General features: G+C 75.6%; 20 protein-coding genes. 15 read left to right on the top strand and 5 right to left on the bottom strand.

The features are described 5' to 3' along the window. Window positions 1-2 precede the first annotated feature (2 nt). On the top strand, window positions 3-428 hold the full coding sequence (locus tag OG823_RS07190) for an ATP-binding protein (RefSeq protein ID WP_371484339.1): 426 nt from the start codon (window positions 3-5) through the stop codon (window positions 426-428). Further along, window positions 425-721, top strand: a complete 297-nt coding sequence (locus OG823_RS07185) for a hypothetical protein (protein ID WP_371478464.1) — start codon at window positions 425-427, stop codon at window positions 719-721. Before OG823_RS07190 ends, OG823_RS07185 begins: the two co-directional genes overlap by 4 nt. A 74-nt stretch (window positions 722-795) precedes the next feature. Here the strand turns inward: OG823_RS07185 and OG823_RS07180 are convergent, their stop codons facing one another. The 3 genes from OG823_RS07180 to modA all read right to left on the bottom strand — a co-directional run bounded on the left by OG823_RS07180 (window position 796) and on the right by modA (window position 3648). Next, window positions 796-1869, bottom strand: a complete 1074-nt coding sequence (locus tag OG823_RS07180) for an ABC transporter ATP-binding protein (RefSeq protein ID WP_371478463.1) — start codon at window positions 1867-1869, stop codon at window positions 796-798. Window positions 1870-1972: 103 nt separating this feature from the next. Further along, window positions 1973-2830 carry an ABC transporter permease gene (locus OG823_RS07175; protein WP_371478462.1) on the bottom strand — a complete coding sequence of 286 codons (858 nt, stop codon included), beginning with the start codon at window positions 2828-2830 and terminating at the stop codon, window positions 1973-1975. After that, on the bottom strand, window positions 2827-3648 hold the full coding sequence (gene modA, locus OG823_RS07170; RefSeq protein ID WP_371478460.1) for a molybdate ABC transporter substrate-binding protein: 822 nt from the start codon (window positions 3646-3648) through the stop codon (window positions 2827-2829). The genes OG823_RS07175 and modA overlap by 4 nt, the downstream gene beginning before the upstream one ends. 325 nt (window positions 3649-3973) lie before the next feature. On the opposite strand from modA, the gene OG823_RS07165 reads away from it, so the two are divergent. The 8 genes from OG823_RS07165 to OG823_RS07130 all read left to right on the top strand — a co-directional run bounded on the left by OG823_RS07165 (window position 3974) and on the right by OG823_RS07130 (window position 12801). Beyond that, complete coding sequence (locus OG823_RS07165; protein WP_371478459.1) at window positions 3974-5041, top strand: RNA ligase (ATP); 1068 nt, start codon at window positions 3974-3976, stop codon at window positions 5039-5041. 225 nt (window positions 5042-5266) lie between these two features. Next, entirely contained in the window at window positions 5267-6328 is a 1062-nt protein-coding gene (locus OG823_RS07160; RefSeq protein ID WP_371478458.1) for an ABC transporter substrate-binding protein, read from the top strand. 325 nt (window positions 6329-6653) lie between these two features. Next, a complete protein-coding gene (locus OG823_RS07155; RefSeq protein ID WP_371478456.1) occupies window positions 6654-7457 on the top strand; it encodes an MHYT domain-containing protein in 804 nt (267 codons plus the stop codon). A gap of 112 nt (window positions 7458-7569) precedes the next feature. Beyond that, on the top strand, window positions 7570-10317 hold the full coding sequence (locus OG823_RS07150) for a nitrate- and nitrite sensing domain-containing protein (protein WP_371478455.1): 2748 nt from the start codon (window positions 7570-7572) through the stop codon (window positions 10315-10317). Further along, complete coding sequence (locus tag OG823_RS07145) at window positions 10314-10724, top strand: roadblock/LC7 domain-containing protein (protein ID WP_371478454.1); 411 nt, start codon at window positions 10314-10316, stop codon at window positions 10722-10724. The genes OG823_RS07150 and OG823_RS07145 overlap by 4 nt, the downstream gene beginning before the upstream one ends. Before the next feature lie 104 nt (window positions 10725-10828). After that, window positions 10829-11173: a DUF742 domain-containing protein gene (locus tag OG823_RS07140; RefSeq protein WP_371484338.1), complete on the top strand. Its 345-nt coding sequence runs from the start codon at window positions 10829-10831 to the stop codon at window positions 11171-11173. Continuing rightward, the gene (locus OG823_RS07135; protein ID WP_371478453.1) at window positions 11154-11768 is read left to right on the top strand and encodes an ATP/GTP-binding protein; all 615 of its coding nucleotides are present in this window, start codon (window positions 11154-11156) and stop codon (window positions 11766-11768) included. The genes OG823_RS07140 and OG823_RS07135 overlap by 20 nt, the downstream gene beginning before the upstream one ends. Before the next feature lie 76 nt (window positions 11769-11844). Next, window positions 11845-12801 (top strand): hypothetical protein, encoded by a 957-nt coding sequence (locus OG823_RS07130; RefSeq protein WP_371478452.1) that lies wholly within the window; start codon window positions 11845-11847, stop codon window positions 12799-12801. Between the two features lie 112 nt (window positions 12802-12913). On the opposite strand, the gene OG823_RS07125 is transcribed toward OG823_RS07130, so the two are convergent. Beyond that, the gene (locus tag OG823_RS07125) at window positions 12914-14287 is read right to left on the bottom strand and encodes a cation:dicarboxylate symporter family transporter (protein WP_371478451.1); all 1374 of its coding nucleotides are present in this window, start codon (window positions 14285-14287) and stop codon (window positions 12914-12916) included. Between the two features lie 179 nt (window positions 14288-14466). Between OG823_RS07125 and OG823_RS07120 the strand changes: the two genes are divergently transcribed. Then, complete coding sequence (locus OG823_RS07120) at window positions 14467-16113, top strand: ATP-binding protein (protein ID WP_371478449.1); 1647 nt, start codon at window positions 14467-14469, stop codon at window positions 16111-16113. Then, on the top strand, window positions 16113-16835 hold the full coding sequence (locus OG823_RS07115) for a response regulator (protein WP_371478447.1): 723 nt from the start codon (window positions 16113-16115) through the stop codon (window positions 16833-16835). The genes OG823_RS07120 and OG823_RS07115 overlap by 1 nt, the downstream gene beginning before the upstream one ends. A gap of 112 nt (window positions 16836-16947) precedes the next feature. Here OG823_RS07115 and OG823_RS07110 read toward each other — a convergent pair whose 3' ends face one another. Next, complete coding sequence (locus OG823_RS07110) at window positions 16948-17568, bottom strand: class I SAM-dependent methyltransferase (protein ID WP_371478445.1); 621 nt, start codon at window positions 17566-17568, stop codon at window positions 16948-16950. A gap of 180 nt (window positions 17569-17748) precedes the next feature. On the opposite strand from OG823_RS07110, the gene OG823_RS07105 reads away from it, so the two are divergent. The 3 genes from OG823_RS07105 to OG823_RS07095 all read left to right on the top strand — a co-directional run bounded on the left by OG823_RS07105 (window position 17749) and on the right by OG823_RS07095 (window position 22067). After that, window positions 17749-19143, top strand: a complete 1395-nt coding sequence (locus OG823_RS07105; protein WP_371478444.1) for a diaminobutyrate--2-oxoglutarate transaminase family protein — start codon at window positions 17749-17751, stop codon at window positions 19141-19143. After that, on the top strand, window positions 19140-20624 hold the full coding sequence (locus tag OG823_RS07100; protein ID WP_371478443.1) for an aspartate aminotransferase family protein: 1485 nt from the start codon (window positions 19140-19142) through the stop codon (window positions 20622-20624). Before OG823_RS07105 ends, OG823_RS07100 begins: the two co-directional genes overlap by 4 nt. Before the next feature lie 732 nt (window positions 20625-21356). Next, entirely contained in the window at window positions 21357-22067 is a 711-nt protein-coding gene (locus OG823_RS07095; protein ID WP_371478441.1) for a tRNA-dependent cyclodipeptide synthase, read from the top strand. Window positions 22068-22094: the final 27 nt, after the last annotated feature.

The raw sequence follows: 22094 nt of genomic DNA, 5'->3' as shown, positions 1-22094 counted from the left end.
AGATGCTCGTGAGGGTTTCCACGACCGCCGAGGAGACACGATGGTTCTCGTCCGGCCCGCAGGCCCCCGGCCGGGCCCGGCGGTTGCTGAGCGGTCTGCTGGCCGGGGTGCCGGGGAGCGGGCCGTACGTCGACACCGGGCTCCTGCTGATCTCCGAACTGGTGACGAACGCGGTGGAGCACGCCCCGGTGCCGGGACGGCTGCTCATGGTGCGGGTGCAGCTGCGGGACGGGGCGCTGCGGATCGAGGTCCACGACCCGAGCGGAGTCCGGCCGCTGCCTCGCACGGCAGGGCCGGACGCGGAGTCGGGGCGCGGGCTGCTGCTGGTCCGCTCGCTGGCCGCAGGGTGGGGGTGCTGCCCCCGGGCTGGCGGGGCCGGCAAGATCGTCTGGTGCACCGTGGTGCCGCCGGCCGGGGGTGGGGCGTGAGCGGCGGGTGGCCGGTGGTGGCCGAGGCCGAGGCGGTGATGGGCCGGGTTCGTTTTCCGGGCCCGGCCGAAGCGGCCGCCGCGTTGGTGAGGGCGCTGCGGGGAGTGGAGATGGGGCCGCAGCAGCGGGCGTACGCCGAGGGGTGCCTGATCGGCGCCGGGGCGGCCGAGTACCTGGAACGGCGGCTCGACCGGGCGGGGGAGTGGACACTGACGGTGCACCTGCTCGACCGGTCGGGGACGCGGCCGCGCTGGGTGGGACGGGAACTGCGGATCAGCCTGGTGGCTCGCTGAGCCTCGCCTCCGGCCGGACGCCGGGCCGCCCCTCGGGCCCGGTCCGGACCTCCGCCCGGGCCGCCGCCGACCTCTCAGGCCGGGTAGGTGTGGGTCTGCGCCGCCTTGACGGAGGCCCAGACGACGGTGCCGGGGGCGAGGTCGAGTTCGGCGGCGGCGGCCGGGGTGAGGTCGGCGGCCAGCGGAAGTTCGCCGGTGAGGTCGGCGCGGACCTGGTCGCCGTGCAGGTCCAGGCCGGCGACCTCCAGCCGCCAGACGTTGCGGGCGCTGGACTCGGGCCGACTGCGGTGCAGGGTGACGGCGGACGGCGGGAAGGCGACGAAGGCGGGGCCGGTGAGCGCCTCGGCGGTGGTGACCACGGGGCCCTGTGCCAGGCTGACGAGATGGCCGTCGGCGGCGCCCTGGTAGAGGTTGAGGCCGACCAGCCGGGCGATGTAGTCGGTCCGGGGGCGGCGGGAGATCTCGCCCGGGGTGCCGGTCTGCACCTGTCGGCCGTCCTCGATCACCACCAGGCGGTCGGCCAGCACCATCGCGTCCAGCGGATCGTGCGTCACCAGTACCGCGACCGCCTCGAACTCGGCCAGATGGCGCCGCAGCTGGGAGCGTACGTCGAGCCGGGTGCGGGCGTCCAGGGCGGCCAGCGGCTCGTCCAGCAGCAGCAGGCGCGGGCGGACGGCGAGGGCGCGGGCCAGGGCGACACGCTGGGCCTGGCCGCCGGAGAGGCTGCCGGGCTTCACGGCGGTGTGGTCGGCCAGGCCCATCCGCTCCAGCCAGCCGGCGGCCTCGGCCCGGGCCTCCTTCTTGGAGCGGCCCTGGCAGCGCGGGCCGAAGGCGACGTTGTCGAGGGCGCTGAGGTGCGGGAACAGCAGATAGTCCTGGAAGACCACGCCGACCGGGCGCTCCTCGGCGGCGGTGTGCAGACGCTCGGCCGGGTCCTCCAGCGTTCGGCCGTCCAGTCGCAGGTGCCCGCCGGTCAGCGGGAGCAGGCCGGCCAGCGCCCGCAGGGCGGTGGACTTGCCGGCGCCGTTCGGGCCGAGCAGGGCGATCACCTCGCCGGGCGCGGCGGTGAGCGTGAGGTCGAGCCGGAAGGCGGCGCGCTCGACCAGCAGGTGGGCGTCGAGTGCGGCGGGGCGGTCGGCGGTCGTCATGGCGAGGCGGTCCCGGGGTAGCGCGGGCGAAGGAGGCGGGCCGGTCTCCGGGGGAGCAGCCGTCCCCTGTGCGGCTGCTCCCCCGGAGCCGGGCGGTGGGCGGTCACGGGGCCGACATCCACCGGTCGCGCAGCCCGACCAGGACCGCGACCGAGACCAGCAGCAGTACCAGGCTCAGCGCGATCGCGGCCTGGGGGTCGGTCTCCATGGCCAGGTACACGGCGAGCGGCATGGTCTGGGTCGTGCCGGGGAAGTTGCCCGCGAAGGTGATCGTCGCGCCGAACTCGCCGAGTGCCCGGGCCCAGGCCAGCACGGCGCCCGCGCCGATGCCCGGCGCGATCAGCGGCAGGGTCACCCGGCGGAAAGCGGTCAGCCGGGAGGCGCCCAGGGTGGCGGCGGCCTCCTCGTAGCGGGGATCGGCGGCCCGCAGTGCGCCCTCCACGCTGATCACCAGGAACGGCATCGCGACGAAGGCCTCGGCGACGACCACGCCCGAGGTGTGGAACGGCAGGGTGATGCCGAACGCCGAGTCCAGCCAGCGCCCGACGATGCCCCGGCGTCCGAGGACCAGCAGCAGCGCGACGCCGCCGACCACCGGGGGCAGCACCAGGGGCAGAGTGACCAGCGCGCGGATCAGCCGGCGGCCGGGGAAGTCGGTGCGGGCCAGCAGCCAGGCCAGCGGCACCCCGAGCACCAGGGAGAGCCCGGTGGCGGCCGTCGCGCTGAACAGCGACAGGCGCAGCGCCTCCCAGACCTCGTCGCTGGCGAGCTGGGCCGGCAGATCGCTCCAGGGCGCCCTGACCAGCAGTCCGACCAGCGGCATGACCAGGAAGGCCAGCCCGAGCAGGGCCGGCAGCAGCAGGGCGACGGGGATCCGCCGGGCGCGCCGCCGGCGCGGGCGGCCCGGGGAGGGGCCGTCCGCGCCGGCGGAATCCGCGGGCGAGGCGGTGCGCTCGCTCACGGTGCCTGGAAGCCCGCCGCGGTGAGCACCTGCTGGGCGTCGGCCGACTGGATGTACGCGACGAAGGCGGCGGCGCCGTCCTTGTTCGGCGCCTTGGCGAGTGCGGCGATCGGGTACTCGTTCACGGCCTTGGCGGCCTCGGGGAACTCCACACCGTCGATCTTGGCGGCATCGGCCTTCACATCGGTCCGGTACACGAGCGAGGCGTCGACCTCGCCGAGCTCGACCTTGGTGAGCGCGCCCTTGACGTCCTGCTCCAGGGTGACCGGGGTGAGGTCCACGCCGGCCGCCTTGAGGGCGGTCAGGGCGGCGGCGCCGCAGGGCACCTCCTTCGCGCAGAGCGCGACCTTGGCGCCGGGGGCGGTGAGGTCCTTGAGCGAGGTGACGTTCTTGGGGTTGCCCTTGGGAACCGCGATGATCAGCGTGTTGCTGACGAAGTTCTTGGCCGTGCCCTCCACGCCGCCCGCGTCGCTGACGGTCTTCATGGTGGCGGGGCTGGCGGCGGCGAACACGTCCGCCGGGGCGCCGGAGTTGATGCTCTGGGCCAGTGCGGAGCTGCCGCCGAAGTTGAACTTGACCTTGACACCCGGGTAGGCGGCCTCGAACTTCTTGCCGAGCTCGGTGAAGCTACCGGTGAGGGAGGCGGCCGCGAAGACGTTCACCTCGCCGGAGAGCTTCGGCGTGGTCGCCGACGCGGAGGCCGCGGAGGAGGTCGAGGCGGTGGCCTTGCCGCCGTCGCTGCCGCAGGCGGTGGCCCCGAGGCTGAGAGCGAGGGCCGCCGCGGCAACGACGGCGAGTCTGCGGGTGCTGCTGGTCATGAGGTGTTTCCCTCCTGGCGCGCCGGGAGGGGCGCGGGCTGCGTACTGCCTGGTGGACCGGTCCGTCGCGACGCTGCGAAGGAGGGGGCGGACCCCCGGTCGGAGCCGCAGGTGCGGTCCTTATGGCGATCATAATGCCGCAGATGCGAGGCCCCGGTCCCCTGTCCCATCGCACAGGCGATCGACCGCAGGGGTAGCTGCCCGGCTGTGGGAAGCCTCAAACCGGATCCCGGTGGCCCGCCGAAAACCCCTGGCGGGCCCGGCCGGGCCCCGCCAGAGTGGTCGCGTCCCGATCACCGGGGACCCGACGGGGAGGCCCATCACCATGTCCACGCTGCGGGTGACCGCCGAGCGGCTCACCATCCTGGCGCACCCGAACGCCGACGCCCTGGAGCTGGCCCAGGTCGGCCTCTACCGCGCCGTCGTCGCCAAGGGCGCCTACCGGACGGGCGATCTCGCGCTCTACATCCCAAAGCAGTCGGTCCTCCCCCCGGAGCTGATCGAGGAGCTGGGCCTGACCGGCCGCCTGGCCGGCGCCGCCGCGAACCGGGTACGGGCGGTGCGGCTGCGCGGTGAGCTGTCGCAGGGCGTGGTCTGCCGTCCGCGCGCGGTGGCCGGGGTGGACCTGGCGGCCGCCGCCGAGCAGGGCGCGGACTTCGCGGCGGCGCTGGGTGTGATCAAGTGGTCGCCGCCGATTCCGACCTCGATGAGCGGTGAGGTCGAGCGCGCACCCGATCTGCTGCCCTGGGTCGACATCGAGAACCTCAAGCGGTTCCCGGACGTCTTCGAGCCCGGTGAGCCGGTGGTGCTGACCGAGAAGCTGCACGGCAGCTGCTGCCTGGTCACCTACCACGCCGCCACCGGCGAGGTGCAGGTCTCGTCCAAGGGCATCGGCGCCCAGGGCCTGGCCCTCAAGGAGGACGCCCGCAACCTCTACTGGCGGGCGGTGCGCGCGCACGGCATCCCCGAGGTCGCCGCCCGGCTGGCGCGGCGGCTCGGCGCAGAACGGGTGGGCATCTTCGGGGAGGTGTTCGGCACGGGCGTGCAGGACCTCACCTACGGGGAGTCGGGCCGCGGCGAGCTGCCCGGCTACGCGGCCTTCGACGTCTCGGCCGTCCTGGACGGGCAGCTGCGCTGGCTGGACGCGGCCACGGCGCTGGCCGGGGAACTGCCGGTGGTGCCGGAGCTGTGGCGCGGGCCCTACGACCCGGCCCTCGTCCTGGAGCTGGCCGAGGGCCGGGAGACGGTCTCGGGCCGGGATCTGCACCTGCGCGAGGGGGTGGTGGTCCGCCCGGTTGCCGAGCGGTGGAGCCCGCTGCTGGGCGGCCGGGCGATCGTCAAGGCGGTCAGCGGCGCGTACCTGACCCGCAAGGGCGGCACCGAGTACGAGTGAGGGCCCCCGGGGCGGCCGGAGCGGCGGGGCCGCCCCGGGGCGGCGGTGCGGAAGGGCGGGATGGGAGGATCGACGTTCCGCCCCCGACGGCGGACCTCGACCGAGGGGCCGCCCACCCATCCCGTGGCGGCCCCCTGGGCAACGGACGAGGTCCGCGCTGCGAACACCCCGGCAGCCACCCCGGCGGCGCTCCCTCTCCTCCTCCTCTCAGGACGAAGCAGCACCATGCAGCGCACCCTCATGCCCTCACGCACCCTCACGCCCTCATACACCCTCACGCCCCCGCAGCCGGGCAGACCCCCGGAGCCGCGCAGACCCCCGGAGTCGCGCGTTCCCGCGAACCCCCGGGCGGCCGGGCACCCCCGCACCACGGCGCGTCCGCTCGCGCCGGCCCGCGTCCTGGCCGCGCTCGGCGCGGGCGGCCTGCTGCTCACGGGCTGCGGCAGCGCCTCGCCCTCGATGGACCCCGGCTCCGGCGCCGACCTCCGGTCCGGGCTGCCGAAGGCGGTCCGTACGGCGGGCGTCCTCAAGGTGGGCTCCTTCCTCGGCTACGCGCCGGTCGACTTCCGGGGGCCGGACGGCGAGCCCGCCGGCCTGGACCCGGAGCTGGCGACGGCGCTCGGCACGTACCTCGGTCTGCGGGTCGAGTTCGTGGACATGCCGTTCGAGAAGCTGATCCCGGCGGTCCAGTCGAAGCAGATCGACCTGGCCATGTCGGCGGTCATCGACACCCGCCAGCGGCAGACCGGCACCGACGACGACGGCCGGCGGACCGATCCGGGTGTGGACTTCGTCGACTACTTCATGTCCGGTACGTCGATCCTGGTCAGAAGCGGCAACCCGGTGGGGCTCGACACCCTGGACAGCCTCTGCGGCCACACCGTGGCCGTCCAGCGCGGTACCGTCCAGGACGAGATCATGGCCCGGCAGACCGTGGCCTGCGGGAAGATCGGCAAGCCGCTGAAGGTCCACTCGGTGGACACCGACGAACAGGCGCTCGCCGAGGTCGGCGCCGGGACGGCGGTCGCGGACCTCAACGACTTCCCCGTGGCGGTGTACAACACCACCTCCCCCGACCGGGGCGGCAAGTACCAGCTGACCAGCGGGCACTTCGTGCAGTCCGGTCCGTACGGGATCACGGTGGGCAAGGACAACGGACAGCTGCGCGACGTGCTGTCCACCGCGCTGGACCGGCTGATCCAGAACGGGCGGTACGACCGGATCCTCGCCAAGTGGAGCGTCCAGCCGGGGGCGGTCTCCAGCGCCGTCGTCAACGGCGGCCTCTGACCGGAGCGGCCCCGCGCTCGCCGCACCGGCCGGTGCGGCGAGCGCGGCGCCGCAGCGTCGACGGGCCTGCCGGGCGCTCGGCGCCGTTCGCACAGGACGATCCCATTCGAGCACATCGCCCGCTCACGGTGGGCAGATTTTCACATCTTCCGGTGACCGATTCCGGACGCTCGGTAGCGTCCCACGCATCCGAGACCGAGAGCGCACGTGCGGATGGCATATGTGGCAGAAGCCGCCTGACGCCCCGCCGGAGACCGCACGGTCGAGGAGAAGCCCGGGAGCGGAGCGATCACCCCCGGGCCCGACCGGTCTACCGGAGGTCCCCATGGGCACCATGAACCACCTGAGTTTCGGCTGGCTGACCCCCACGCTGTCCTACGTGATGGCCTGCGCCGGCGCCGCGCTCGGGCTGCGCTGCACGCTGCGGGCGCTGTCCGCGACCGGCACCTCACGCCGCAACTGGCTGCTCACCGCGGCCGCCGCCATCGGATCCGGCATCTGGACCATGCACTTCGTCGCGATGTTCGGCTTCTCGGTGGACGGCACCGAGCTGCGCTACGACGTGCCGCTCACCGTCCTCAGCCTGGTCGTCGCCGTGCTGGTCACCGGATTCGGCGTGTTCACCGTCGGCTACGGCGCCCACCGCGGCCGCTCCCTGCTGCTGGGCGGCCTCACCACCGGACTCGGCGTCGCCGCCATGCACTACCTGGGTATGGCCGCCGTCCGCATCCACGGCGGCATCGAGTACGACCCGGCCACCGTGGGCCTGTCCGTGCTGGTCGCGGTCGGCGCGGCCACGGCGGCGCTCTGGGCCGCCGTCACCATCCGCACCATGGCGGCGGCCGGCGGCGCCTCGCTGGTCATGGGCATCGCGGTGACCTGCATGCACTACGTGGGGATGGCCGCGGTGCAGGTCCACATGGTGCCCGCCCGCACCGACCTCGGCGGCGCCGCGCCGATGCAGTTCGTCTTCCCGCTCGCGGTCGGGCTCGGCTCCTTCCTCTTCCTGACCTCGGCCTTCGTCGCACTATCGCCCACGGCCCAGGAGCGCGCCGCGTACGAGGAGGCGACCGAGCTGACGATCGAGGAGTTCCACCCGGCCGGGCACTCCGGCCGCGCCGCCGCCTGAGTCGCTCCGCCCGGCCCTCCCGGTGCCCGTCCTCGCGTAGCCCGTCCTCGCGTAGCCCGTCCGCCCGATGCCCGTCCTCCCGTAGCCCGTCCCCGAGGAAAGGTCCCGACCCATGCGAGTACGCCGCGGATCGCCGCGCAGCGCCCCGGCGCCCGCCCCGGGGGCCGCCCGCGGCCCGGCCAGGCCGCCCGCCGCCGGCACCCGGCGCGGTGCCCACGCCGGAGCGCCCGCCCGGGAGAGTCCCGCCGAACGGCCGGCCCCCCGCCCGGCCGCCGCCGGTCTGCGCCGGCTGCGTCCGCGCACCGTCCGGGCCAGGATCCTCGCTCTGCTGATGGTCCCGGTGGTCTCGGTACTGGCGCTGTGGTCCTTCGCCAGCGTCACCACCGCGCAGAGCGTCGCCGACCTGATCCGGCTGCGGGACGTCGAATCCGCCCTGCTCGTCCCGGTCGGTGACACGATCGCGGGCCTGCAGGCCGAACGCACCGCCGCCGGCCAGCTGCTGGCCGCCCCCGCCGCCACCCGGGAGAGCGCCCTGCGGGAGGCCGCCGCCGCCACCGACGCCGCCGCGGCCCGGCTCGGCCTCGGCCCCGGCTACAACCGCGCCGACGCCGAGGGCCTCGGCGCCGAGGCCGCCGGCCGGGTGGACGCGCTCACCGCGGCCGTCGGGACGCTGCCCGCCCTGCGCGCCCGGGTGCTGGCCCGCACCGCCGACTGGGCGGTGGTCTACGCCGCGTACGGCGCCGCCGTCGACCGGGCCTTCGCGGTGGCCGGCGCGCTCACCCCGCTGCAGGACCGGCGCGGCGCCTCCGACGCCAGGGTGCTGCTGGAGTTCGGCCGCTCGCGCGAGCTGCTCGCCCGCGAGGACGCGCTGCTGCGGGCCGGACAGGGCGCCGGGAGCCTGACGGCGGACCAGCTGCGCGAGTTCACCGGCGCCGTCTTCGCGCGCCGCGAGTTCGAACAGGGTGCGGCCGCCGACCTGCGCCCCGCCGACCGGGCCGCCCTGCTCGCCGTCACCGGTGGCGCCGACCACCGGGATCTCACCGCCTTCGAGGACCGGATCGGCGCCGCCGCCGACGGCCGGGCCGCCGTCGCGGCCGTCGGCCCGGACCGCTGGTCCGTCGCCGCCGACGCCACCGCCCGCGCGCTGCGGGCCGTGGACTCCGACGCCGCCCGGGCGGCCGGACGGCGCGGCGACCCCTACACCCTCGGACTGTTCAGCACCTCGGGGCTGGCCGTGCTGCTCGGCCTGGTCGCGGTGATCGCCTCCCTGCTGATCTCGGTGCAGATCGGCCGGGGCCTGGTCACCGAGCTCACCGCCCTGCGCAACTCGGCGCTGGAACTGGCCGGGCGCAAGCTCCCCGCCACCATGCGGCGCCTGCGGGCCGGCGAGGAGATCGACATCGAGGCGGAGGCCCCGCCGGCGTCGCACGGCAGCGACGAGATCGGGCAGGTGCACGGCGCGCTGGGCAGTGTGCACCTGGCGGCCGTCACCGCGGCCGTCGAGCGCGCCGAGGTGCTCTCCGGCGTCTCCGGCGTCTTCGTCAACCTGGCGCGTCGCAGCCAGGTGCTGGTGCACCGTCAGCTCACCCTGTTGGACGCGATGGAACGCCGTACCGAGGACCCGGCCGAACTCGACGACCTGTTCCGCCTCGACCACCTCACCACCCGGATGCGCCGGCACGCCGAGGGCCTGATCATCCTCTCGGGCGCCGCCCCGGGACGGGCCTGGCGCAAGCCGGTGCCACTGCTGGACGTGGTGCGGGCCGCGGTGGCCGAGGTCGAGGAGTACGCCCGGGTCGAGGTGCACCGGATGCCGTTCACCGCGCTCCGCGGACCGGCCGTCGCCGACCTCACCCACCTGGTCGCCGAACTCGTCGAGAACGCCACCGGGTTCTCGCCCCCGCACACCAAGGTGCACGTCAGGGGCGAGCAGGTCGGCAACGGGTACGTGCTGGAGATCGAGGACCGGGGCCTGGGGATGGGCACCGAGGCGCTGGCCGACGCCAACCGGCGGATCGACGCCGCCGAGCAGAGCGACCTCTTCGACAGCGACCGGCTCGGGCTCTTCGTGGTCAGCCGGCTCGCCAGGCGCCAGGACGTCCGGGTGGCGCTGCGGCCCTCCGCCTACGGCGGCACCACCGCCGTGGTGCTGCTGCCGACCGCGCTGCTGGCGGACCCGGCGGTCGGGAGCCGCCCCGGGAGCGACCCGGCGCCGGGAGACCGGGCGGTGCGGGCGCCGGCCCGTGACCGGGCGCCGCTGCGGGAGATCACCGCGATCCAGCCGCCCCCGCACACCGGCCGGCCCGGCCAGGACCCCGCGCCGGTGCGGCTCTTCGGAGCCCGGGGCGGTGACCCGGGCGTGCTGCGTCCGAGCCCGTTCCGGGCCGACGGCGCCCGCGCTGACTCCCCGGCGCGGCCAGCGCAATCCGCCCGCCGCGCCGCGACACCGCCCGCCGCGACACCGCCCGCCGCGACACCTCACGCCCCGACGCCTCACGCCGCGGCATTTCACGTCCCGACGCCGCCTGCCCCTGCGCCGCTCTCGGCGGCCCCGCCCGCCGCCACTCCGCCCGCCGCCGCGCCGCCCCATCCCGGGGGCCCCTCGGCCGGGCCGGCCGACGGGCCGGACCTGCCGCGCCGGATCCGCCAGGCCAGCCTCGCCCCCCAGCTTCGCGAGGCCCCGACCCGGCCCGCTCCGGCGGGCGGTCGGGTCCGGCCACCCTCCGACGGGCGTCACCCCGAGGAGGCCAGGGCGGCGATGTCCGCCTTCCAGCAGGGCTCGGCACGCGGCCGGGGCCGGGGCCCGCTGCACCCCGCCGAGGCACCCGACCGTCCGTCACCCCGAGGAGAGAACCGATGACCGGCACCAACCACCACCCGGGCGGGCTGAACTGGCTGCTCGACGAACTCGTCTCGCGGGTCCCGCAGGTGCGGTTCGCCGTGATGCTCTCCGGCGACGGCCTGGCGATCGGCACCTCGGCCGGCCTCGGGCGGGAGGACGGCGAGCACCTGGCCGCCGTCGCGTCCGGCTTCCACAGCCTGGCCAAGGGCGCCGGCCGGCACTTCGACGCGGGCGAGGTCCGCCAGACCATGGTCGAGCTGGAGTACGGCTTCCTGTTCGTCGCCGCCGCCGGTGAGGGCACCTGCCTGGCCGTCTTCTCCACCGCCGACGCCGACCTCGGGCTGATCGCCTACGAGATGGCCCGGCTGGTCCGCCGGGTAGGCGAGCACCTCTACGCCCCGCCGCGCGGCGCGGTCGGAGGCTGAGCCCGATGCCGTACCCGCACCGCCGCTACGAGCCCGGATCCTCCTTCGGCCACCCGACCGGGCCCACGCGTGAGGCCCGGTGGTACGACGACGCGGCCGGGCCGATGGTCCGTCCGTACGCGATGACCAGGGGCCGCACCAGGCCCGGCGGCCGCGAGTTCGACCTCATCGCGCTGGTGGTCAGCGACCTGCCGGCCCCGGGCGCCCCCGACGGCCGTGACTCGGCCGACGGCCCGGAGCAGGTGCTGATCCTCGACCTGTGCCGGGGGAACGCGCTGTCCGTCGCCGAGATCGCCGCCGGGCTCGACCTGCCGCTGGGCGTGGTCCGGGTGCTGCTCGGCGATCTGCTGGACGCCGGGCTCATCCGGGTCAGCCGCCCCGTCCCACCCGCCCTGCTCCCCGACGAACACATCCTCCAGGAGGTCATCGATGGACTCCGCGCGCTCTGACCGGGCCGTCGGCTTCGACGACTCGCCCGTGCTGGCCCTGAAGATCCTGGTGGCCGGCGGCTTCGGGGTCGGCAAGACCACCCTGGTCGGCTCGGTCAGCGAGATCCGCCCGCTGCGCACCGAGGAGGAGCTCACCGAGGCCGGCCGCGCGGTGGACGACACCGGCGGCGTCGAGCGGAAGAGCACCACCACGGTGGCGATGGACTTCGGACGGATCACCATCCGCGAGGACCTGTCGGTGTACCTCTTCGGCACGCCGGGCCAGGACCGCTTCTGGTTCCTCTGGGACGAACTGGCCCAGGGAGCGCTGGGCGCCGTCGTGCTGGCCGACACCCGGCGGCTGACCGACTGCTTCCCGGCGGTGGACTTCTTCGAGCACCGGGGCATCCCGTTCGTGGTGGCGGTCAACCGCTTCGCCGGCACCCGGGACTTCCGCCCGGAGGAGGTCTCCCGGGCGCTGGACCTGGAGCCGGACACACCGGTGGTGATGTGCGACGCGCGGACCCGCAGCTCCGGCAAGCGGGTGCTGATCGACCTGGTCGAGCACGCCGGCAAGGTGCACGCGGCCCGCCTGCTGGCCGCCGTCGGGCGGTAGCGGGCCGGCCGCCGGCCGACGCACCGTACTGACGGGCTGTCAGCTTCGGACGGGCCCGGCACGTACGCTGAAAAATGTGATCACGTACGAGGACCGCAGTCTGCGCGCCCTGGCCGACGAGGGCCGCTGGCCGGAGCTGCTCGGCATCTACCGGCAGGCCAGGGCGACGGCGGTGGCCCGGGCGGGTGAGGCCAGGGCGGCGGCCGGCACCGCCGCGCTCGGCCACCTGATCGCGCACGGGGCGCCGCCCGAGGTGGCCGTCCGGCTGTTCGACGGGGACGGCGGCCCCGGCACGGCGGCCGGGGTCGGCGACCACGACTCCGGCCCGCTCTGGGAGGTGCTGGCGACCCGGCACTCCTGGCTGCGGCTGGCCCCGCTGCTCGGCCCCCCGCCGGTGCGGCGCCTGGTCGCGCACACCCGGGTGCTGACCGGGGAGGACCTCTCCTACGGGGCCGAACCCGACCCGGACGGTGTGCCGCTGGTGCTGGAGCCGTGGGAGGTGGCGGGCTGGGGCGAGGGCGGCCGGGTCCGCGACTACCTGCGGGCGGGCGGCTCGCGCAGCTCGCTGCTGGCGCTGCCCGCCACCCGGGAGGGGCTCGGGCCGGTCGAGCTGCCGGTCCGGGGCGAGCGGTTGGCCGGTCAGCGGGCGACCACGGCCCTCGCCGAGCTGGCCGACTGGGCGCAGGCGGCCTGCGTGCGCGGCGCCGCCCCGGACGCGGCGGCCCAGTTCGCCCCGGCGCGCCGGGTCACCGGCGGGTACGTCGCGTTCGCCGCCGCCTACCCGGTGCTCGTCCAGGCGGGCGCCGGCGTGCGGGCGCACGGGGCCGCCCGGGGACGGCTGCTGGTGTGGCGGGCCCTGGCCGCGATGACCGGCGCGGACGGGACGGACCGGCGGGAGGTGAACGCGCTGGTCGCCCGGCTGCGCTGCTTCACCTGGTGCGATCCGGCGGACGAGCTGCGCTACCTGCACGTCGCGCTGGAGGATCCGGCGACCGGACTGAGCTGGGCGGTCAGCGGGGACGACGTGGAGTGAGCCGGGCCGCGGCCCGGGCACCCGGACGTGACGCCGGGCCGACGGCCGGACCGGCGGGGTGCGCCGGTCGGCCGCCGGCCCGGGGCCTTCGCGGTGGTCCTCGGGCGCCGGACTAGCGGGCCGCCGTCCCGACCTCGGGTGCGCCGCCCTGGACCGGAACCGGGAGGGCGGCCGGGGTGTCGTCGACGAGGGTCCGCTCGTCGAAGGGCAGCGCGCCGGCGAGCACCCGCCGGGCGCGGTCGTGGTCGATCTCCTTGGTCCAGTGGCCGATCAGCACGGTGGCGACGGCGTTGCCGGCGAAGTTGGTCATCGCGCGGGCCTCGGACATGAAGCGGTCGATGCCGACGATCAGGCCGACCCCGTCCACCAGTTCGGGGCGGTGCGACTGGAGGCCGCCGGCCAGGGTGGCCAGGCCCGCGCCGGTGACGCCGGCGGCGCCCTTGCTGGCGATCACCATGAAGACCAGCAGGGAGAGCTGCTGGCCGATCGACATCGGCTTGTCCATGGCCTCGGAGATGAAGATCGAGGCCATCGTGAGGTAGATGGCGGTGCCGTCCAGGTTGAAGCTGTAGCCGGTCGGGACGGTGATGCCGACGACCGGGCGGCTGACCCCGAGGTGCTCCATCTTGGCGATCAGGCGCGGCAGCGCGCTCTCCGAGGAGGAGGTGGAGAGGATCAGCAGGAACTCGCGGCCGAGGTAGCGCAGCAGCGCGATCACGCTCACGCCGGCGACCAGGCGGAGCAGCAGGCCGAGCACCACCACGACGAACAGGGCGCAGGTCAGGTAGAAGCCGATCATGATGACGGCGAGGCTCTTGAGCGCGGCCGTGCCGGTCGCGCCGACGACGGCGGCCATGGCGCCGAAGGCGCCGACCGGCGCGACCCACATGATCATCGACATGACCCGGAACACCAGCTTCTGGACGTGTTCGATCCCGCGCAGCACCGGCGCGCCGGCCGGGCCCATCGCCTGCAGGGCGAAGCCGGTCAGCAGGGCGACCAGCAGGGTCTGCAGCACCTTGCCCTCGGTGAGGGCGGAGAGCATGGTGGTCGGGATGACGCCGAGCAGGAAGTCGGTCGAGCTCTGGGCGGCGCCGGCGGTGGCCTGGGCATGGCCGGCCTTGGCGAGCGCCTGGGTGAGGTGCAGGCCGGAGCCGGGCTCCAGCAGGTTGCCGACGACCAGGCCGATGCCCAGCGCGACGGTGGACGTCACCAGGAAGTAGCCGAGGGCGAGTCCGCCGACCCGGCCGACCTTGGCGGCCCTGGTGACCGAGCCGATGCCCAGGACGATGGTGCAGAAGATCACCGGGCTGATCATCATCTTGATCAGGTTGACGAAGCCCGTACCCACCGGCTTCAGCTCCACCGCGAAGCCCGGCGCGGCCAGTCCGACCACGACGCCCGCGACCACCGCGGCAATCACCGCGAGGTAGAGGTAGTGGGTGCGGTCCCGGCGTCTCTCGGTTCCTGTCCCGGTGATCGACATCTGCGGCTCCTTCGCCCTGCTGTCCTGGTTCGTCCGGCCGGCCCGGCGGGCCCGGGTGGTGGGCCGCTCCGACTATGGGTTCGCCGGGTGACCGGGGTCACGTTTGCGTTCATAGAGTTCACGTCGGACGGGCGTGAGCGCTCTCGGCATCCGCCGTCCGGCAGTGCACACTGGCTGTCATGTCCGTGCGTTCGAGCAATCCGTCGCGCCGGCGGGTGCGCAGCCTCGCCGGGCAGCTCTTCGTCGTCCAGGTCGTGATCGTCGCCGCCGTGGTGGCGGGCGGCGCGGTGCTCGCCTACCTCTTCGCCACGAGCCGCACCGAGGACGCCGCCCGCCACCAGGTCAACGCCGTGGCCCACTCCGTCGCGGACGCGCCGTCGGTGCTCGCCGCCGTCACCGGCCCGGACCCGTCCGCGGTGCTCCAGCCGTACGCGCTGCAGGTCACGGCGGACACCGGCGTCTCGTTCGTCACGGTGATGGACACCCGCGGCGTGCGCTGGACGCACCCGGATCCCGGGCAGATCGGCAAACCGTTCCTCGGCCACATCGGGCAGGCACTCGCCGGGCGGACCTGGAACGAGACCTACACCGGCACCCTGGGCCCCTCCGTCCGGGTGGTCACGCCCGTCCTGGACGGCGACCGGCACGTGGTCGCCCTGGTGAGCGTCGGCATCACCGTCGCCTCGATCAGCGAGCAGCTGCGCGTCCCGCTGCTCGCCCTCGGCGGGGTGGCGCTGGCCGCGCTCGCGCTGGGCGGGATCGGCAGCTATCTGCTCGGGGCCCGGCTGCGCCGGCACACCCACGGCATGGGCACCGCCGAACTGAGCCACCTGTACGAGTACCACCAGGCCACCCTGCGCTCGGTGCGCGAGGGCCTGGTGCTGCTGGACCGGGACCACCGCGTGGTGCTCTGCAACGACGCCGCGCGCGAACTGCTGGCCCTGGAGGGCGAGTCGGCCGGGCGGCCGATCGACGATCTGGGGCTGCCGGGCTCGTTGGTCGACGCCGTCCTGGGCCCGCGGGCGGCGCGGGACGAGATCCACCTCACCGCCGAGCGGGTGGTGGTGCTCAACACCTCACCGATCGGGGACGGCCTCGGCCGTGTGATCACGCTCCGCGATCACACGGAACTGCTCTCGCTCAGCGGCGAGTTGGATTCCGTCCGGGGATTCGCCGAGGCACTGAGCGCGCAGGCGCACGAGGCCGCCAACCGGCTGCACACGGTCGTCTCCCTGATCGAACTCGGCCGCCAGGAGGACGCGGTGGAGTTCGCCACCGCCGAACTCGCCCTCGCCCAGCGGCTCACCGACCGGGTGGTCGCGGCGGTCGGTGAGCCCGTACTGGCCGCGCTCCTGCTCGGCAAGGCCGCCCAGGCGGCCGAACGCGGCGTGGAGCTGACCCTCACCGAGGACAGCCGGATCGACGACGGGGTGCTGCCGGCCGAACTGTCGGCGCGGGACCTGGTGACCATGCTGGGCAACCTGGTCGACAACGCGGTGGACGCCGCCGTGGAGGGCGCCGCCGCCCGCGCCGACGCGCCCGAAGTGACCGTCACCGCACGGGTGGAGGACGGCCGTCTGCTGCTGAGGGTGGCCGACACCGGCGCGGGCATCGACCCGGAGGCCGTCACGGACGTCTTCCGGCGCGGCTGGACGACGAAGGCCGGGGCGGCCGCCGCCGGCGGCCCGGCCGGCGGGGGCCGCGGGCTCGGGCTGGCACTGGTCGCGCAGACCGCCCGGCGCAACGGCGGCACCGTAGAGGTCGGGCGCGAGCGCGGCGCCGTGCTCACGGTGCGACTGCCGCTGCAGCGGACGGGGGCCGGTTGATGACGCCGGCTCCGCGCCCGCCGATCGACGTGCTGGTGGTCGAGGACGACCCGGTGGCCGCGATGGCCCACGCGCTGTACGTGGACCGGGCGGAGGGCTTTCGGGCGGTCGCCACGGTGCACGGCTGCGCGGACGCGCTGCGCGCCCTGGACCGGGCCCGCGCCGCCGGTGCGCCGGTCGGCCTCGTCCTGCTGGACCTCCATCTGCCGGACGGCCACGGCCTGCAGCTCTGCCGCACCCTGCGTGCGGCCGGCCACTCCACCGACGTCATCGCGGTCACCTCCGCCCGTGAACTGGCGACGGTCCGCCGGGCGGTGTCGGTCGGGGTGGTGCAGTACCTGCTCAAGCCGTTCAGCGGCGCCGCGCTGCACGAGCGCCTGGAGCGCTACGCCCGCTACCGCGACAGCCTGGCCCGCTCCGGCGAGGCCACCGGCCAGGACGAGGTCGACCAGGCCTTCGCCGTGCTGCGGACGCCCGACCGCACGGCCCTGCCCAAGGGGCTCAGCGCCCCCACCCTGGAGGCCGTCGCCACCGTGCTGCGGGAGGGCGGAGCCGGTCTGTCCGCGGCCGCCGCCGGCGCCGCCGCCGGCGTCTCCCGGATCACCGCCCGGCGCTATCTCGAACACCTGGTGGACACCGGCCTCGCCGACCGCGAGCCGCAGTATGGCCAGGTCGGGCGGCCGGAGCTGTGCTACCGCTGGCGGACGGCGGGCGGGCGATAGCGGCCCGGCCCGGCCCGGCCCGGCCCAGCTCAGCCCGGCCCGGGCCGCCACGACCGCCGCCCGCCGGTGGCCTGTCTCGTCCCGCGCCGCCGCGCCGCCGCGCCCCTGGGCTTCAGTCGCGGCGCTCCGCCACCGCGAGGTAGCGGTCGTCGGCGTCCGTGCAGGAGATCAGCCGCCAGCCGGCCGCGGCCAGGAGCGGGCGCAGGTTCGGCTCGGCCCGCAGGTCGTCCGGGGTGAGCCGCCTGCCGTGCCGGGCGGCCAGGGCGGCGCGCCCGATCGGGTGGAAGAGGGCCAGCAGGCCGCCGGGGGCGGTGGCCCGGGCGAGCTCGCGCAGGCCCGCCGCCGGATCCGGGAGGTGGGAGACCAGGCCGGCGGCGAACACCGCGTCCAGCGCGCCGTCGGGCAGCGGGAGGCGGGCGCAGTCGGCCCGCAGCAGGACGGCGCCGCAGTCGCGGTCGGCGGCCACGGCCAGCATCTCGGGGGTGACGTCCACACCGAGCACCACGCCGCCGGGGCCGACCGCCGCACGCAGCAGCGGCAGGGCGCGGCCGGTGCCGCAGCCGGCGTCGAGCACGGACCGCCCCGGACGCAGGCCCAGTTCGGCGACGGCGGCGGCGTAGCGCGGGCCGTCGTCCGGGAACCTGGCGTCCCAGCCGGCCGCGCGGGAGCCGAAGAACTCCCGGGTGCGGTCGGTGCCGGTGCGGTCGGTGCCGTCGTCGGGGCGGTCGGGCATCTGCGGCTCCCTCGGTGAACTGCCGTCAGCGTACCGAGTCGGTCCGTGTCCTCGGGCCTGTCCGGTCGTTGTGCAGGGCGGCTCGTCAGCCTCACCCGTACGGGTGATTCTCGCCGGGAAGGGCAGGCGATCGGAGGTGATCCATTAAAGTTAGCCTTACCTAACTTTAATGGAGTAGTCGTGACCGTCACCGTCGAGCCGGCCGACCCGGCCGCCCCCGCCCCGGCCCAGGGCCTTCCCGGCGTCGCCGTGCTCCGCCGCCAGCGCATCCGCGAGTCGGCCGCCCGCACGTACGCCCGCTCCTTCCCGATCGTCCCGGTCCGTGCGCACGGCATGACGGTCGAGGGCGCCGACGGCCGCCGCTACCTCGACTGCCTCTCCGGCGCCGGCACGCTGGCGCTCGGTCACAACCACCCGGTGGTGCTGGAGGCCATCCGCCGCACCCTGGACAGCGGCGCCCCGCTGCACCTGCTCGACCTCGCCACCGCCGAGAAGGACGACTTCACCAGCGCCCTCTTCGCCGGTCTGCCGCGCGGCTTCGGCGAGCGCTCCCGGGTGCACTTCTGCGGTCCGGCCGGGACCGACGCCGTCGAGGCCGCGCTCAAGCTGATGCAGACCGCCACCGGCCGGCGCGGCGCGCTCGCCTTCACCGGCGCCTACCACGGCATGACGGCCGGAGCCCTCGCGGTGACCGGGAACGTCGCCGTCAAGGAGCCGCTTCCCGGCGGCGGCGAGGTCACCCGGCTGCCGTACCCGTACGACTACCGCTGCCCGTTCGGCGTCGGCGGGCCGGCCGGCGCGCAGCTCTCCGCGACCTACACCGAGCGACTGCTGGACGACCCGTCGGGCGGCGTGGTGAAGCCCGCCGCGATGATCCTGGAGGCCGTGCAGGGCGAAGGCGGCGTGGTGCCGGCGCCGGACGGCTGGCTGCGCGAGATGCGCCGGATCACCAGCGAGCGTGGCATCCCCCTGATCGTCGACGAGGTGCAGACCGGCGTCGGGCGCACCGGCGCGATGTGGGCCGTCGAACACAGCGGCATCGTCCCGGACGCCATGGTGATGTCCAAGGCCATCGGCGGCAGCCTCCCGCTGGCCGTCATCGTCTACCGAGAGGAGTACGACGGCTGGCTGCCCGGCGCGCACACCGGCACCTTCCGGGGCAACACACTGGCGATGGCGGCGGGCGCGGCGACCCTGCGCTTCGTGGCGGAGCACGGGCTGGTGGAGCGGGCCGCCGCGGTCGGCGCCCGGATGTCCGCCCGGCTGCGCGCGCTGCGCGGTGAACTGCCCGTGATCGGGGACGTCCGGGGACGCGGGCTGATGATCGGCGTCGAACTGGTCGACGCGCACGCCGAGCCGGACGCCTGCGGCGCGCTGCCGGCCGCCCCCGCGCTGGCCGTGCGGGTCCGTCAGGCCTGCCTGGAGCGCGGTCTGATCGTCGAACTCGGCGGCCGGCACGACGCCGTGCTGCGCCTGCTGCCGCCGCTGACCATCACCGACGAGCAGGTCGAGGCGGTGCTCGACCGGCTCGCCGACGCGATCCGGGCCGGGGCGGCCGCCGAGGCCGGCGCGTGAGCACCGGCGAGGAGGCCGGCCCCGCACTCGCCGGTGGCAGCGGCGGTCCCGGGGCGCTGCGGCCACTGGTGGAGACCGTGCTCGACGCCCTGGCGGCCGGTGCCGCCCGCCGGGGCGGGCCGGTGGCGGCCGGCGGCCCCGGCCGATCGGCCGAGGCGGTCGCCCGGGCCCTGCGGGACGAGAGCCCGGACGCGCTGCGGCGGCTCACCGAACTCCTCGCCCACGGCAGCGCGGACCCGGCCGACCCGGCCTGCGCCGCGCACCTGCACTGCCCCCCGCTGGCCGTCGCGGTCGCCGCGGACCTCGCGGTCAGCGCGCTCAATCCCTCCCAGGACTCCTGGGACCAGGCGCCCGCGGCGACCGCGCTGGAGACCGCGCTGATCGCCGAGCTCGCCGAGCTGGTCGGCTTCGACCCGCTGCGGGCGGCCGGAGTGCTCACGTCCGGCGGGACGGAGTCCAACCTGATGGGCCTGATGCTGGCCCGCGACCAGATCCTCGACGGGATCGTCGAGTTGGACGGCCTGCCCGCCGGCGCCCGTCCCCGGATCTTCGCCTCGCAGGCCGCCCACTTCTCGGTCCAGCGCGCCGCCGCGCTGCTCGGCCTCGGAGAGCGCGCCGTGGTGTCCGTCCCGGTGGACCGCGAGCTGCGGATGGACCCGGACGCGCTGGCACGGGCCATGGCCGAGACCATCTGGGAGGGCGCGACCCCGCTGGCCGTGGTCGCCACCGCCGGCACCACCGACACCGGCGCCGTCGACCCGCTCCACCGGGCGGCCGACCTCGCCGCCCGCTACGGGGCCTGGCTGCACGTTGACGCCGCGTACGGCGGTGGCGCGCTGCTCTCGGAGCGGCTCGCGCCGCTGCTCGACGGCATCGCCCGGGCCGACTCCGTCTCGCTCGACTGGCACAAGCTGGGCTGGCAGCCCGCCGCCGCCGGCGTCTTCCTGGCCCGCCGGGCCGAGAGCTACGTCTCGCTGCTGCGCCGCGCCGTCTACCTGAACCCGGCGGACGACGAGGAGGCCGGCTACCCGAGCCTGCTGGGCCTCTCGCTGCGCACCACCCGCCGGGCCGACGCGTTCAAACTGGCCGTCACCCTGCGCACCCTGGGCCGGTCCGGGCTCGGCCGGCTGGTCGACCGCTGCCACGACCTGGCCCTCGCCACCGCCGAGGCGGTCCGTGCCGAGCCCGCGCTCGAACTGCACTGCGAGCCGATCCTGACCACGGTGGTGTTCCGCCACCTGCCGCCCGGCACCGGCCCGGCGGCGGCCGACGGGCTCAACGGGCGGCTCCGGCGGAGTCTGCTGAGCGAGGGCCGCGCGGTGGTGGGGCGCACCGAGCTGCCGGGCAGCGGCCCGGGCCGGGTACGGCTGAAGCTGACGCTGCTCAATCCGTACGCCACCCCGGCGGACACCGCCGCCGTCCTGCGCGCGGTGGTGCGAGCCGGCCGGGAGACCGGGTCGGATCCCTCGGGGCAGGGCTGACACGCCGATCGGGTGTCGTACCGGAACAGACCAACGCCCTTACGGGGCCGCAGAATCGGAGAAACCTCCAGTGGCGGGCCGAGCCCGGCGGCCGGCCCGGCCCGGTCCTGCGGACCGGTGCGACGAGGCTCCGTGGAGAGACCGTTCCCGGAGCCGTACAGGCTGATTCCGGACGCCGACCGGCGCGATTCTGCCAACCCCCGGCCAACCCTTGCGGACCTCCCGAAGCCCGGCGGTAACTTCTTGTAGCCGCCGCCACACCAGGAGCACACGGCTCCTCGGGACTAGCGGCGCAAGGGGGATCCACCACTCGCGTTCGCGTCCCCGTCGACGCCGCGACATCCGCACCCCTGTGTGACCCCGCCCCGGCCGCCCCATCGGGCGCGCCCGCGTCCCGCACCCCGCCCGCACCCCGCCCGGAAGCCGCCGCACCCGGCCGCGCCCCGGCCCGGGCCGACGCCGCCCCGGACCCGCCGCAACCCCGGTGGGGACCGGTGCGACCGCAGCCCCGGCGACTCCCGTCGAAGGTCGGGACGCCCGGGGAATCCGCGACGCGGCGCCCAACTCCGTTCGGCCGAAGGGGAGTCGACGGCGCACGCCGGGGGCCTCGCGACGCCACGGCGGCGCCGCCGGACGGCCCCCGGACCGCATCCCCGCGCACCCCGACACGACCCGACCCGACACGACCCGACCCGACCCGAGACTTCATTCCTGAGACCGTGAGGCCCCGGCATGAGCGAAACGCTCCTGAGCACCACCTCGGCCATGTTCGTGGCAGAGCCCTACTCCGCCCGCTGCCGGCAGAACTGGCAGCGCGGCGACCACCTGCTCATCGGCGTCAGTCCCGGCAACAGTTACTTCAGCCACCGGCGGATCGCCGCCCTCGTCGACTGGGCGTCGGAGTCCTTCGCCGCCGTCGACATCGTCCACGCCGACCTGCACGTGGAGGCACAGTACGAGGCCTTCGGCCTGCCGCCCGCCAACGCCCTGCGCCGGGCCGCCAAGGAGGTCAAGGCCACCGCACGGCGGGTGCGGCGCGGTGTGGAGGAGTCCGGACACCCGGACGTCCGGGTGCACGCGCTCTCCGACTTCGTGTCCGGCGCGGCCTACCGGAGGCTGCACGGCGCGGTGCTGGAGGCGCTGCGCACCGACCGGGAGCTGCGGGAGGCCGCCGAGGGGATGGCCCGCTCCTTCCTGGCGGCGCGGCTCGGCGAGGGGCTGGCGCCCGGCGCCGGACAGCTGGCGGCGGGCCTGCGCTACATCGCCGCCGAACTGCCGTTCTTCCTGGACACCCCCGCGCTGCTCGGGGTGCCGTCCTCGGTCAGCTGCTACCACGTCCAACTCCCGCTCACTCCGGTGCTGTTCGGACGAGAGACGGGCCTGCGCGCGGTGCCGGAGCAGGGCTACGCCGTGGTCCGCCCGCTCGCCCCGTCCGCCGGCTGACCCGCCACCACCCCACCGTCAGGAGAA

It is taken from the genome of Kitasatospora sp. NBC_00315 (assembly GCF_041435095.1).
Classification (GTDB): Bacteria; Actinomycetota; Actinomycetes; order Streptomycetales; family Streptomycetaceae; genus Kitasatospora.
This window is presented reverse-complemented; position numbering and strand designations above follow the sequence as displayed.